Consider the following 13,080-nt stretch of genomic DNA (forward strand, 5'->3'; position numbering starts at 1 on the left):
CGTGAGCGATGATCCGGGCCGCTGACATGGCGGCATGACGGAAGCTCCCGCGCGGCTGAACTGCACCTCCGAAAGTTGGAGCCGCGCGGGGGCCTCCCGTCTTCAGGGCTGCTTTGTCGCAGTGCTCTGACCGCGGCGGTCAGGGACCGTGGTGTCCTCCCGCGCCGCTGTCGAAATGGCTTCCGTGCGGGACGGCGAACTGTCCGGCGGCGGAGGCCGCGAGTCCCGGCGTCGCTATGGCAGCCACGGCGACAGCTCCCGCGAAGGCCGCTGCGAGCATCCGTCCTGCACCGGAAGCGCCGGCCGGGCTGTCAGTGCCGGGGAGTCCGCCGTCGTCCGTCCTCCCAAGGGCCTGGCGGCGCAGCCAGCCTTGGGCGGCGATGATAGTGAGGGTCAGCAGCAGGGCGGCGAGGTGGCTGACGTTGAGGCCAGCCATGTTGCCGCTGCCGCCGGTGACAATTGCCAGCAAGTGGACGGCAGCGGCGGCCGGCAGCAGGACGGCGGACCAGCCTGGCAGCGGAAAGCTGCTGTTTCTAAGGGCCGCCACAGTCCAGCCCAACAGGGCGACTCCCCATATGGCCGCAGCTGTGGCAAGGGGCATTGGCCATGGGTGGCCGGGCAGGCCTCCGGCCGCGAACAGGCTGGAGGAAATCGCGAGGTTGACCGCCGCCGTGCCGAAGCCTGCAAAGCCGGCGAGCAGCCGGACGGCCGTTTCCCGTGGGTTCTCCAGAGGCAGGACTGCCTGGCCGCCGTTCATTAGACGCGGACTGCGGCGGGGGTTTTCTCGACGGACAGGCCGACGCCCAGCAGCAGAACGGCGCTTGCCAGGTGCAGCACGTTGTCGGCACCGTTGAGGGCGATGATGTTCAGCGGCGAGCTGAGCAGGAACAGGCCAAGGATGCCCACCAGGAGGTACACGGCGCCTACGCCTGCGTTGATGGTCCGGGCTGCCGGGACGTTTTTAAGGCCCGCATACAGCAGTGCCGCGCCGATGGCGAGGTGAATGACGTTGTGCAGGGGATTGACTTCGAAAATGATGAGGTTGGCGCCTTCGGTGGAGAAGAAACCGATTCCCGAGGTCACGGCGAATCCGACAAGCCCCACGAGGAGGTAGACGGCTCCGAAGGCGGTGGCAATGAGGCGGTTCGGTGAATTGCGCATGGCCCGAATCCTTCCGGTAGGGCCGGGACACGCGTCCCGGCCGGGTTGCGGAGCCCCGGACGGGACTCTCGGAAGCAATTCGGACCACACCGGCCGGTGGATGGGTGACGGTCAGGTCTTGGGCTTGAGCCGGATGGTGACCATCTTGAGCTCGTCCGTCCCGGCGAAGCGGTAGACGAGTTCGATGTCCCGCCCGTTGCACTGAATGAGGCCCGCCACGTCGGCGATGTTGGTGCCGTTCTGGGCACTGACTTTTAGGTCGTCGTAGGACGTGGTGCACGACGGGTCCAGGTTCAGGCTGCGGACCCCCGAGGCGAAGTCTTCCAGGGACAACCGCTGCTTCAGGGCAGGGTCCATAAAGTCGTTGTAGGCCTTGTTGGTTTCGCCTGAAATGACGAGCCTGGTGAAATCATCGGCGAGATCCGAGGCATGGCGTGTTGCCCCGCCCACGAGATTCACCAGAAGGGTGACTCCCACGGCAACCAGGAGCAGGACGCCGCCCACGATCCCCAAAACGATCCAGAGGCCTTTCCGGCTCTTTGCCGGAGGCTGGCCCGGCAGGCTGAAAGGAGTAGGGGGCAGGGTGTTCCTGCCGAACCGCTGCCGGGTATACGGCTGCTGGCTGGTCGGCTGCTGGCCGCCCGGCCCGTTGGGCGGCGTCGGCCCTGGTTCATGCGGGTCCGGGGTGTTGCTCAAGGTGGGCCTTTCCGGCAGCCGCTGCACCGGCGCGCCTGGTTGCTGGGCCCGCTGCCGGCGCCCGGTCACTTCACGTGGGATTAGCCTATAGCCCGGTCCCGGCAGCACGGGAACGGGACAACGGGTTTAGCTCTGGTCGGTCGCTGAGCCACGGTCCAGGAGCGGCTGGATCCGGAAAGGGATCAGCTCGCCCATGGCCAGCGCCGTATCCGTCCTGTCCACGCCGTCGCAGGCGAGGATTTTTCCGTTGATCCGGAAGAGGTCTTCGGCGTCGAGGGCCACAACGCGCAACAGGAGGTCTGCCGAGCCTGTGAGCCCGTAGCCTTCCAGGATTTCCGGCACGCTGGCCAGTTCCTCTGCCAGGCTTCCGAGCTTCTGCTGCTGGACGTGCACCGAGATGAAGGCCATTAGGGGGTAGCCGAGGGAGACCGGGTTGATGCGCCGTTCAAACGAAAGGAAGACGTGTTTCTTTTCGAGCTGGGCCATCCTGGCCTGGACCGTGTTCCGCGACAGGCCGAGCTTCTGGGCCAGTGCCACAACAGTCCGCCGGGGATCGCGCGCCAAGGCCGAAAGGAGCCGGGTGTCAGTGCCATCCAAAGCTTGCATAATGCGCAAGGCTAGCACGGTCTGGGCCGTTCATATGATGCATTGTGCTCAGTTTTTGCGGCGGTGGTTGTACCGCCTGAGCATTGTGAGTATGGTCACAATTATCCGGAGCAACGGCGCCCGGAAGGCCGGAATGCGGCGGGATCACGAGTCCTTCCGCGGGACGGTGACACGACGTCAGAAGGTTGCACAACTGTGTTGACAGACGAGTTGGGCCAGGGCGGTACAGCCGCCGGGGGCCCGGGCAACAGGGCAGGACATCAAGGCGGGGCCGGCCAGAACCTGGTCCAGCTGATCACCCCCACAGGGGAACGCGTCAGCCACCCGGAGTTCGACCCCTGGGTCCAGGACATTTCAGACGAGCAGCTGGGCACCCTGTACGAGGACCTGGTGGCCATCCGGCGGATCGATACGGAAGCCACGGCGCTGCAGAGGCAGGGCGAGCTTGCCCTCTGGCCGCCGCTGTTGGGCCAGGAAGCGTCGCAGATCGGTTCTGCCAGGGCGCTCCGGGCCGACGATTTTGTTTTTTCCAGTTACCGCGACAACGGAGTTGCCTACTGCCGCGGAGTGGATCTGACCGACATTGTGCGTGTCTGGCGGGGCAACGCCTCCTCGGGCTGGGACCCCTACACGGTCAACATGGCGACGCCCCAAATAATCATTGGCGCCCAGACCCTGCACGCCACCGGCTACGCCATGGGCATCCAGAACGACGGCGTAGATTCCGTGGCCATCACCTATTTCGGCGACGGCGCCACGAGCGAGGGCGACGTCAACGAGGCCTTGGTCTTTGCAGCCAGCTTCCAGGCGCCGGTTGTGTTCTTCTGCCAGAACAACCACTGGGCCATCTCCGAACCGGTGCGGCTCCAGTCCCACATCCAGATCGCGGACCGCGCGGCAGGCTTTGGCATCCCCAGCATGCGCGTGGACGGCAACGACGTCCTGGCCGTCATGGCAGCCACCCGGGTTGCCCTGGACCGCGCCCGGCGCGGCGGCGGCCCGACCTTCATTGAGGCCGTCACCTACCGGATGGGCCCGCACACGACGGCGGACGACCCCACCCGGTACCGCGACGCCAACGAACTGGAGGACTGGGCCGCGAAGGATCCGATCCGCCGCGTCAAGGCGCTGCTGGACCGAAAGGGCCTGCTGACCGAGGAATTTGAAGCCGCCGTGCAGCAGAAGGCCGATGCCGTGGCCCGCGAGATGCGTGCAGGCTGCATCAATATGCCCGAACCGGAGCCGCTGGACATTTTCAAACACGTCTACAGCACGCCGAACTCGTGGCTGGACCGCCAGCAGGACCATTATTCCCGTTACCTGGCATCCTTCGGTGATCCCGCAGGAGCCCATTCAGAAGAAGGTGCACGCTGATGACCCAGATGACCTTTGCCCGGGCAATAAACTCCGGGCTTCGCAAGTCCCTTGAAAACGATCCCAAGGTCATCCTCATGGGCGAGGACATCGGAACCCTTGGCGGCGTCTTCCGTGTGACGGACGGGCTGCAGAAGGACTTCGGCAAACACCGCGTGGTGGACACCCCGCTGGCCGAGTCCGGAATCATGGGCACCGCGGTTGGGCTTGCCTACCGCGGCTACCGTCCGGTGGTGGAGATTCAGTTCGACGGGTTCATTTACCCTGCCTTCGATCAAATTGTGTGCCAGGTGGCCAAGCTTCACTACCGCACGCAAGGCGCGGTGAAAATGCCCATCACGATCCGCGTTCCGTTCGGCGGAGGAATCGGTTCGCCCGAGCACCACTCCGAATCTCCCGAGGCCTACTTCACGCACACCTCGGGCCTCCGCGTGGTCAGCCCGTCCAGCCCGCAGGATGCGCACACCATGATCCAGCAGGCCATCTCCTGCGATGACCCGGTGCTCTACTTCGAGCCCAAGCGCCGCTACCACGACAAAGGCGAAGTGGATGAGTCCCTTGACGCTGCCGGTTCTCTGTCAATAGAAAAGGCCCGGGTGATCACGGAGGGCCACGACGTCACGCTCGTGGCCTACGGGCCGCTCGTGAAGACCGCCCGCGACGCCGCCATGGCAGCCGCTGATGAAGGCGTGTCCGTGGAAGTCATCGATCTCCGCTCGCTGGCTCCGGTGGATTTTGCCACCGTGGAGGCGTCCGTGCGTAAGACCGGCAGGATGGTGATCACCCATGAGGCCGGACAGTCAGGCGGCCTGGGCGCCGAGCTTGCCGCCAGCATCACCGAACGCTGTTTTTACCATCTCGAGGCGGCACCCGTCCGCATCACAGGCTTCGACGTGCCGTACCCCTACTCCAAGCTCGAGATGCACCATCTTCCCAGCCTCGACAGGATTCTCGACGGCGTGGACCGCGCGCTCGGCCGCCCGAATTCGCTGAGCGGGCTGGAAGGATGACCGCCACCATGATCAAGGAATTCCGGCTCCCCGATCTCGGCGAAGGCCTGACCGAATCCGAAATCGTCAGCTGGAAGGTGAACGTCGGAGACACCGTCACCCTGAACCAGATCATCGCCGAGGTGGAAACCGCCAAGGCTGTGGTGGAGCTTCCGTCGCCCTTCGCGGGAGTGATTACTGCCCTGCATGAGCAGCCCGGCACCGTGGTGGAAGTCGGCAAGCCGATCGTCTCCTTCGAGGTGGAGGGCGACGCCGGCGGCCAGCCCGCCGATGGCGGGGAGACCGAGGCGGCCCCCGCCAAGAGGGAACCGAACCTCGTGGGGTATGGTGCCGTCGTCGAAAGCTCCGGCCGCCCGGTGCGCAGGCAGCGCAACTTCGCGGCAGCGTCGATGCCGCTGGTTGAGCCTGTGCAAACCCCGCCCGTCGAAACTAGACCTGTGCAAACCCCGCCTGTCGAATCCACGCCTGTGCAAACCCCGCCCGTCGAATCCACGCCTGCCGAACGTCCCCGGTCCACGCCGCCGGTTCGTAAGCTGGCCAAGGACCTCGGGGTGGCTTTGGGGGAAGTTCTGGGCAGCGGCCCGGGCGGTCTCATAACCCGGGATGACGTCCGGAATTTCGTGGGCGGCGGGGACCTCCCGGCCGCGGCCCAGGAGCTCGCGGCGGCAGGGGCCGGGCAGCCCCAGGGGCGCGGTGGGTACGGCCAGGGCGAGCGCGAAGCGCGCACGCCTATCAAGGGAGTCCGCAAGTTCACGGCGGCAGCCATGGTGTCCAGTGCTTTCACAGCGCCGCACGTCACGGAGTTCCTCACCGTTGACGTCACGCCTGCGATGGAGCTGCTGGCCCGGCTCAAGTCCGGCAAGGCCTTTGCGGGGCTCAAGCTGACGCCGCTGACGCTCGTGGCCAAGGCAGCGCTGATTGCCCTGCGGCGCAATCCCACCCTGAATTCCCGGTGGGACGAAGCCAACCAGGAGATCGTGCAGTTCAACTATGTGAACCTCGGGATTGCGGCGGCCACACCCCGCGGCCTCACCGTTCCCAACATCAAGGACGCGGACCGGATGACGCTGTCCGGGCTGTCCACGGCACTCGCCGAACTGACCGAGACGGCCAGGGCCGGCAAGACCAGCCCGTCGGACCTTTCCGGCGGCACCATCTCCATCACCAACATCGGGGTCTTCGGCATCGACGCCGGCACGCCCATCCTGAACCCGGGCGAGGCCGCGATCCTGGCCATGGGCGCGGTGCGGAAGATGCCGTGGGAATACCAGGACCAGATCGCCCTCCGCCAGGTCATGACCCTGAGCCTCTCCTTCGACCACCGGCTGGTGGACGGCGAGCAGGGTTCAAGGTTCCTGGCGGACCTCGGTGCCCTCCTCGCCGATCCCGGCATGGCGCTCGCGATGGGCTAGAACGCAGAAGCTGCCCTGGCCCGCATAACCGTTGACTGGCAGCAACGGTCATGCGGGCAAGGGCCGCTCATGCGCGCTAAGCCGGGGGAACGGGGGCCGGGGGAACGGCGGGGGCAGTCAGTGCCGCGAGTGCCATGTTCTCCAGCAGAGGCCTGGCCGACTTGATGGCCATTCGCCGGCCATGGTTCCTCACCGAGTGGGGAGTGGAGTTGATCAGCCCGAAGGTCGCATGGGCACGCATCCGGAGGTCTGCCGTTTCCGTCTCGGTGTGGATTCCCGCCAGCACGTCAACCCAGAGCTCCACGTAGCTGCGCTGCAGTGCCCGGACCTCCGCCTGGTCCTCGTCGGAAAGGTTGCTGAAGTCCCGGTCCTGGACACGGATCACATCGGGGTTGCTCAGCGCGAAGTCCACATGGAACTGCACTAGCCTGCCCAGGGCCGCTGCAGGGTCCCCGGCATCGGCCACCACGCGCTGTCCGCCGTCGAGCAGGTCCTGGCTGACGCTCAGCAGCAGGGCACCCAGCACGGCCTGTTTCCCCGGAAAGTGGCGGTAGACGGCCGGCCCGCTGACGCCGGCGGCGGCCCCGAGGTCCTCCAGGGAGACGCGGTTGAAGCCGTTGACGGCGAAGAGCGACGCGGCGGCGGACAGCAGAGCCTGCCGTCGGGTTTCCTTGGCTCGGCTGCGCTGGGTGGCACGGGTCGGCTGGGCACCCTCGGCCAGGGCGTCCGGCTGTGAGCCGTGGCCGCCGCCGGCAAGCCGGCCCTGCTCCGTGATCGGCACATTTCCTCCTCGCAACTGCAAACTCTAGCAACCCGCGGCTGTGTTGGACATCACAGTTAATAGAGACTAACCTAAATCTCAGTTACACGGCACTAACCGAAAGCAGCCAGGCCGGGCAGTCGGGCCGGTCAAGGAATGGAAGTAGTCAATGGAGACACTCGCCAGCCGGCTGGATCCCACCAGCGAGGCCTTCGCGGCCAACAGCCTTGCGCAGCAGGCGCTCGCAGGCGAGCTGCGCAAGCGGCTCGCCACGGCAGCCATGGGCGGTCCGGAGAAATCCCGCGAGCGCCACATGGCCCGCGGAAAACTCCTTCCGCGCGAACGGATCGACCAGCTCCTCGACGACGGCAGCCCCTTCCTGGAGATTGCCCCGCTCGCAGCAAACGGCATGTACAACGACGATTCGCCGGGTGCCGGGGTGATCGCCGGCATCGGGCTGGTCCATGGCCGCCAGGTCCTGGTCATCTCCAACGACGCCACCGTCAAGGGCGGCACGTACTACCCGATGACGGTCAAAAAGCACCTCCGGGCCCAGGAAATCGCGCTGGAAAACAAGCTGCCCTGCATCTACCTCGTGGACTCCGGCGGCGCCTTCCTGCCGAAGCAGGACGAGGTCTTCCCGGACAAGGAGCACTTCGGGCGGATCTTCTACAACCAGGCCCGGATGTCCGCGGCCAAGATCCCGCAGATTGCCAGCGTGATGGGCTCCTGCACCGCCGGGGGCGCCTACGTTCCTGCCATGAGCGACGAAACGGTCATCGTCCGCAACCAGGGAACGATCTTCCTGGGCGGCCCGCCCCTGGTAAAGGCCGCCATCGGCGAGATCGTCACGGCCGAGGAACTCGGCGGCGGAGACGTCCACTCCAGGATCTCCGGCGTCACGGACCACTTGGCCGAAAACGATGAGCACGCCCTGCAGATCGTCCGGGACATCGTCTCCACCCTGCCGCGGCCGGCCGCGCCCGCCTGGGACGTGGACACCGCCGTCGAGCCTGTAGCGGACACTGCCGAGCTCTACGGCGCTGTCCCCACGGACGTCAACGCGCAGTATGACGTCCGCGAGGTCATCGCCCGGCTGGTGGACGGCAGCAGGTTCCATGAGTTCAAGAAGAATTACGGCACCACCCTCGTGACCGGCTTCGCGAAGGTGCACGGCCACCCCGTCGGGATCGTGGCCAACAACGGCGTGCTCTTCAGCGAGTCATCGCTCAAGGGCGCGCACTTCATCGAGCTGTGCGACCAGCGCGGCATCCCGCTGGTCTTCCTGCAGAACCTCTCAGGCTTCATGGTGGGCAAGGACTATGAACAGGGCGGCATCGCCAAGAACGGCGCCAAAATGGTCACCGCCGTGGCCACCGCCCGCGTGCCTAAGCTGACAGTGGTGATCGGCGGATCCTTCGGCGCCGGCAACTACTCGATGTGCGGCCGGGCCTATTCCCCGCGTTTCCTCTGGATGTGGCCTGCGAGCCGCATCTCCGTGATGGGCGGCAACCAGGCCTCGAGCGTGCTGGCCACCGTCAAGCGCGACCAGTATGAGGCCGCCGGGCGCGAATGGTCGGCCGAGGACGAGGAAGCCTTCAAAGCCCCCATCAGGCAGCAGTACGAGGACCAGGGCAGCCCCTACTACTCCACCGCGCGCATCTGGGACGACGGCGTGATCGACCCCGCGGAAACGCGCACCGTACTGGGCCTTGCCCTTGACGTCGTCTCCCGCGCCCCGCTGCCGGAGACATCCTTCGGCCTCTTCCGGATGTGAGCAAGCAGTGACGAATCCAGCAGTGACGAATCCAGCAGTGACAGCAGTGACCCGTCCGGCGGTATCCGCTTCCGATGCGGGGACCGAACCGGCCATGTTCCAGACTGTCCTGGTCGCCAACCGCGGCGAGATCGCCTGCCGGGTGATCCGGACGCTGCATGCCATGGGTATCCGGTCGGTGGCCGTCTACAGCGATGCCGACGACGGCGCCCGCCACGTGCGGGAAGCGGACACTGCCGTGCGGATCGGGCCCGCTGCCGCGGCCGAAAGTTACCTCAAGATCGAGGCGATCATCCGGGCGTGCAAGGACACCGGCGCGCAGGCGGTGCACCCGGGGTACGGCTTCCTCAGCGAGAACGTCGAGTTTGCGCGGGCACTCGCGGCGGCCGGCATCGCCTTTATTGGCCCCGGCATCGAATCCCTGGAGGTCATGGGGGACAAGATCCGTTCCAAGAATCATGTGGCCGGTTATGGCGTTCCGGTGGTTCCCGGCATCGCCGAGCCCGGCCTGACGGACGAGGATCTGATCAGCGCCGCCGCGGCCGTGGGATATCCGTTGCTCATCAAGCCGTCCGCGGGCGGCGGCGGCAAGGGCATGCATGTTGTTGAACGCCCGGAGGACCTTCCTGCCACCCTGGCCACAGCCCGCCGCGTTGCCGCGAGCGCATTCGGCGACGACACCCTGTTCCTGGAGCGGCTGGTCATGGCTCCGCGGCACATTGAAGTGCAGGTGCTGGCCGACGGCCACGGCAACGTGATCCATCTGGGGGAGCGCGAGTGCTCCCTGCAGCGCCGGCACCAGAAGGTGATCGAGGAAGCGCCGTCGCCGCTGCTGGAATCCATGAACGACGGCGGCGTGACCCGCGCGCGCATCGGGGAGGCCGCCTGCCAGGCGGCCCGCAGCGTGCACTACAGCGGAGCAGGAACCGTGGAGTTCCTCGTCTCGGACAACGCCCCGGACGAGTTCTTCTTCATGGAGATGAACACCCGCCTGCAGGTGGAGCACCCGGTCACCGAAATGGTCACGGGCGTGGACCTCGTGGAGTGGCAGGTGCGCATCGCCGCCGGTGAGGTGCTCACGGTGGCACAGGACGACGTCGTGCTTGAAGGCCACGCCGTTGAGGGGCGCGTGTACGCGGAGGTTCCTGAGCGGAACTTCCTGCCGTCCTCCGGCGAAGTGGTGCTGCTCGATGAACGCGGGATCATCTTTACCGCCCTGGCAGACCTTGACTCCGCGAGCCCGGCGTCAGCGGACCCGCACATCCGCATCGACTCCTCCCTGCAGACCGGGCTGGAGATTTCCAGCGACTACGACCCCATGCTGGCCAAGGTCATCGCCTGGGGCCCCGACCGCCAGTCGGCGCTGGACAAGCTGGACACGGCCTTGGGGCGGTACACCGTTCTCGGTGTCGGGACCAATGTGGAATACCTGCGGCTCCTGATCAACGATGACGACGTCCGCGCCGGCCGCCTGGACACCACGCTGATTGACCGCAAGATGCCGAGCCTGACGTTCCGGAGCGCAGGGGACGCGGAGCTCATGGCAGCAGCCTTGCAGTTCTGGGTCATGGACGAAGGTCCTGACGGCGTCGCATCCCCGTGGGACACCGTCCGCGGCTGGCGGCTGGGCCGCCCCGCGCCCTGGAGGATGAGCTTTGGCCTTCCCGGCGGTGACCTTGCCACGGTGGCCGTCACCTGGCAGAGCAACCTGGACCTGGGACACGCCCTGGTCCGGGTCAATGACGGCCCTGAGTACAAGGTCATGGTCCTGGGGCTGGCCAGCAGTTCCATCGACTTGGACGTTGACGGGCAGGAGTTCACGTTCGCGCTGGGATCGTTCTGGGAGGACTACCCCCGGGAAGGGCGCCCGCAGAACGTCTACGTGGGCAGCGGCGGCTGGTCCTGCGGACTCGAAGTGCTCAACCGCGAGTCTCGGCTTGCGAGGGTGCTGGCCGCCATCGAGCGTGAAGTGGGCGCGGCGGACCCGGAAGTCCGCTCTCCCATGCCCGGGACCGTCGTTTCGGTGTCCGTGCACGACGGCGACACGGTGGAAGCCGGTGAGGTGCTGCTCTCGGTGGAGGCCATGAAGATGGAACACCAGCTCGTGGCAGAAGTCGCCGGGACGGTGCACATCACGGTCAGGACCGGGGACCTGGTGAAGGCCGACCAGGTGCTCGCCACGATCCACGCGGACCCGGCGGCCGACAATGCCCAGGACCCTGCCGCCGACAAATCAGAACCAACAATTCAAGATCCAACACATGAACGTAAGGGAGCCTAGCTATGGCCGATTTTGAGCTCAGCGAGGAATACCAGGACCTCAGCAACACCGTCCGCGAGTTTGCCGATGAGGTAGTGGCGCCGGTCTCGGCCAAGCACGACGAAGAACACAGCTTCCCGTACGAGATTGTCTCGCAAATGGCGGACATGGGGCTGTTCGGTTTGCCGTTTCCGGAAGAGTCCGGGGGCATGGGCGGAGACTACTTCGCGCTGGCCCTCGCGCTGGAACAGCTGGGCCGCGTGGACCAGTCCGTGGCCATCACCCTTGAAGCAGGCGTTTCACTCGGCGCAATGCCCGTCCACCGCTTCGGGACCGAAGCCCAGAAGCAGGAGTGGCTGCCGCTGCTCGCCTCCGGAAAGGCGCTCGCAGGGTTCGGGCTGACCGAACCGGAGGCCGGCTCCGACGCCGGCGGCACGAAGACCTCCGCGAGGCTGGAGGACGGGCAGTGGGTCATCAACGGCAACAAGGAATTCATCACCAACTCCGGCACGGACATCACCAGGCTGGTGACCGTCACCGCCGTGACCGGGCAGCATGAGCGCAAGGACGGCAGCATCAAGAAGGAGATCTCCACCATCCTGGTGCCCACCAACACGCCGGGGTTCAAGGCGGAGAAGGCCTACAACAAAGTGGGCTGGAATGCCTCGGACACCCATCCGCTGACGCTGAAGGACGTCCGTGTTCCGGAGGCCAACCTGCTCGGCGAACGGGGCCGTGGCTACGCGAACTTCCTGTCCATCCTCGACGAAGGCCGCATCGCCATCGCGGCACTGGCCACCGGGGCGGCCCAGGGGTGCGTGGATCTCTCGGTCAGGTATGCCAAGGACCGCAGGGCGTTCGGCAACAACATCGGCAAGTACCAGGCCATCTCCTTCAAGATTGCCCGCATGCAGGCACGCGCCCACACAGCCCGGCTGGCGTACTACGACGCGGCCGCCAGGATGCTCGCCGGCAAGCCGTTCAAGACCCAGGCGGCCATCGCTAAGATGGTCGCAGGCGAGGCGGCCATGGACAACGCGCGGGATGCCACCCAGGTGTTCGGCGGCTATGGCTTCATCAACGAATTCACCGTGGCACGCCACTACCGCGACTCCAAGATCCTTGAGGTCGGGGAAGGCACCACGGAGGTCCAGCTGATGCTGATCGCCCGCGAACTCGGGCTCTGAACGGCCCGGGGGCCGAGCCTGACGAGACACCTGAAAGGATCAACGATGATTGACAAGGTTGTTGCCAGCGCTGCGGAGGCCGTTGCGGATATTCCCGACGGCGCGTCGCTCGCCGTCGGGGGGTTCGGTCTCTGCGGGATCCCGGTGGCCCTGATAGATGCCCTGCATGAGCACGGCACCAAGGATCTGGAGACGGTGAGCAACAACTGCGGCGTCGACGACTGGGGTCTCGGGATCCTGCTCAGGGACGGGCGCATCCGCCGGACCATCAGCTCGTACGTCGGGGAGAACAAGGAGTTCGCCCGGCAGTACCTTTCCGGGGAACTTGAGGTTGTGCTGACACCGCAGGGCACGCTCGCCGAGAAGCTGCGCGCCGGCGGTGCCGGCATCCCCGCGTTCTACACGAAAGCAGGCGTGGGCACCCAAGTGTCCGAAGGCGGGCTGCCACAAAAGTACGACGCCGACGGCGGCATCGCGATCGCCTCCGAACCGAAGGAGGTGCGGACCTTCAACGGCGTGGACTACGTCCTGGAAGAGTCCCTCGCCCCTGACTTCGGCCTGGTCCACGCCTGGAAGGGCGACCGGCACGGGAATCTCGTCTTCCACGCCACGGCCATGAACTTCAACCCGCTGTGCGCCATGGCCGGCCGGACCACCATTGCCGAGGTTGAAGAGCTGGTGGAACCGGGGGAGCTGGACCCCGAACACGTCCACCTCCCCGGCATCTTCGTCCAACGGGTCGTCGTGGCGTCGCAGGGCGAAAAGCGCATCGAAAAGCGGACGGTGGCACTCTCGGCACCTTCCGCAGCCGGTACCACCGACCAGGCAGGAGCGTAG

The 13,080-nt window shown here is 66.2% G+C and carries 12 protein-coding genes; 7 read left to right on the forward strand and 5 right to left on the reverse strand.

Annotated features, from left to right (window positions below):
• Nucleotides 1-139 precede the first annotated feature (139 nt).
• From AC1D14_RS06430 to AC1D14_RS06445, 4 genes are all read right to left on the reverse strand, one after another.
• Complete coding sequence (locus AC1D14_RS06430; RefSeq protein ID WP_230119034.1) at nt 140-757, reverse strand: hypothetical protein; 618 nt, start codon at nt 755-757, stop codon at nt 140-142.
• A complete protein-coding gene (locus AC1D14_RS06435; RefSeq protein WP_230119035.1) occupies nt 757-1,161 on the reverse strand; it encodes a DUF4383 domain-containing protein in 405 nt (134 codons plus the stop codon). Before AC1D14_RS06435 ends, AC1D14_RS06430 begins: the two co-directional genes overlap by 1 nt.
• Before the next feature lie 111 nt (nt 1,162-1,272).
• Nucleotides 1,273-1,857, reverse strand: coding sequence for a hypothetical protein (locus AC1D14_RS06440; RefSeq protein WP_230119036.1), 585 nt, complete (start codon nt 1,855-1,857; stop codon nt 1,273-1,275).
• 126 nt (nt 1,858-1,983) lie between these two features.
• On the reverse strand, nt 1,984-2,463 hold the full coding sequence (locus AC1D14_RS06445) for an Lrp/AsnC family transcriptional regulator (protein WP_230119037.1): 480 nt from the start codon (nt 2,461-2,463) through the stop codon (nt 1,984-1,986).
• A 195-nt stretch (nt 2,464-2,658) separates the two neighbouring features.
• On the opposite strand from AC1D14_RS06445, the gene pdhA reads away from it, so the two are divergent.
• Genes pdhA through AC1D14_RS06460 form a run of 3 tightly spaced genes read left to right on the forward strand, consistent with a single transcriptional unit; the run spans nt 2,659 to nt 6,259 of the window.
• The gene (gene pdhA, locus AC1D14_RS06450; protein WP_230119038.1) at nt 2,659-3,837 is read left to right on the forward strand and encodes a pyruvate dehydrogenase (acetyl-transferring) E1 component subunit alpha; all 1,179 of its coding nucleotides are present in this window, start codon (nt 2,659-2,661) and stop codon (nt 3,835-3,837) included.
• Nucleotides 3,837-4,847 (forward strand): alpha-ketoacid dehydrogenase subunit beta, encoded by a 1,011-nt coding sequence (locus tag AC1D14_RS06455; protein WP_476968200.1) that lies wholly within the window; start codon nt 3,837-3,839, stop codon nt 4,845-4,847. The genes pdhA and AC1D14_RS06455 overlap by 1 nt, the downstream gene beginning before the upstream one ends.
• A gap of 8 nt (nt 4,848-4,855) precedes the next feature.
• Complete coding sequence (locus AC1D14_RS06460; RefSeq protein ID WP_476968201.1) at nt 4,856-6,259, forward strand: dihydrolipoamide acetyltransferase family protein; 1,404 nt, start codon at nt 4,856-4,858, stop codon at nt 6,257-6,259.
• A gap of 76 nt (nt 6,260-6,335) precedes the next feature.
• On the opposite strand, the gene AC1D14_RS06465 is transcribed toward AC1D14_RS06460, so the two are convergent.
• On the reverse strand, nt 6,336-6,980 hold the full coding sequence (locus tag AC1D14_RS06465; RefSeq protein ID WP_476968233.1) for an SACE_7040 family transcriptional regulator: 645 nt from the start codon (nt 6,978-6,980) through the stop codon (nt 6,336-6,338).
• A gap of 208 nt (nt 6,981-7,188) precedes the next feature.
• On the opposite strand from AC1D14_RS06465, the gene AC1D14_RS06470 reads away from it, so the two are divergent.
• From AC1D14_RS06470 to AC1D14_RS06485, 4 genes are all read left to right on the forward strand, one after another.
• Nucleotides 7,189-8,796: a carboxyl transferase domain-containing protein gene (locus AC1D14_RS06470; RefSeq protein ID WP_476968202.1), complete on the forward strand. Its 1,608-nt coding sequence runs from the start codon at nt 7,189-7,191 to the stop codon at nt 8,794-8,796.
• A gap of 94 nt (nt 8,797-8,890) precedes the next feature.
• Nucleotides 8,891-11,077 (forward strand): acetyl/propionyl/methylcrotonyl-CoA carboxylase subunit alpha, encoded by a 2,187-nt coding sequence (locus AC1D14_RS06475; protein WP_476968234.1) that lies wholly within the window; start codon nt 8,891-8,893, stop codon nt 11,075-11,077.
• A 2-nt stretch (nt 11,078-11,079) separates the two neighbouring features.
• Nucleotides 11,080-12,243, forward strand: a complete 1,164-nt coding sequence (locus tag AC1D14_RS06480; RefSeq protein ID WP_230120612.1) for an acyl-CoA dehydrogenase family protein — start codon at nt 11,080-11,082, stop codon at nt 12,241-12,243.
• 45 nt (nt 12,244-12,288) lie between these two features.
• Nucleotides 12,289-13,080, forward strand: coding sequence for a CoA transferase subunit A (locus AC1D14_RS06485; protein ID WP_230120610.1), 792 nt, complete (start codon nt 12,289-12,291; stop codon nt 13,078-13,080).

The organism is Arthrobacter sp. P1_B11, from assembly GCF_056406715.1.

Excerpts from the sequence above, each read along its gene's own strand:
- AC1D14_RS06430 (WP_230119034.1), bottom strand. The coding sequence starts at position 757 with ATGAACGGCGGCCAGGCAGTCCTGCCTCTGGAGAACCCACGGGAAACG.
- AC1D14_RS06435 (WP_230119035.1), bottom strand. The coding sequence starts at position 1,161 with ATGCGCAATTCACCGAACCGCCTCATTGCCACCGCCTTCGGAGCCGTC.
- AC1D14_RS06445 (WP_230119037.1), bottom strand. The coding sequence starts at position 2,463 with ATGCAAGCTTTGGATGGCACTGACACCCGGCTCCTTTCGGCCTTGGCG.
- AC1D14_RS06455 (WP_476968200.1), top strand. The coding sequence starts at position 3,837 with ATGACCCAGATGACCTTTGCCCGGGCAATAAACTCCGGGCTTCGCAAG.
- AC1D14_RS06460 (WP_476968201.1), top strand. The coding sequence starts at position 4,856 with ATGATCAAGGAATTCCGGCTCCCCGATCTCGGCGAAGGCCTGACCGAA.
- AC1D14_RS06470 (WP_476968202.1), top strand. The coding sequence starts at position 7,189 with ATGGAGACACTCGCCAGCCGGCTGGATCCCACCAGCGAGGCCTTCGCG.
- AC1D14_RS06475 (WP_476968234.1), top strand. The coding sequence starts at position 8,891 with ATGTTCCAGACTGTCCTGGTCGCCAACCGCGGCGAGATCGCCTGCCGG.
- AC1D14_RS06480 (WP_230120612.1), top strand. The coding sequence starts at position 11,080 with ATGGCCGATTTTGAGCTCAGCGAGGAATACCAGGACCTCAGCAACACC.
- AC1D14_RS06485 (WP_230120610.1), top strand. The coding sequence starts at position 12,289 with ATGATTGACAAGGTTGTTGCCAGCGCTGCGGAGGCCGTTGCGGATATT.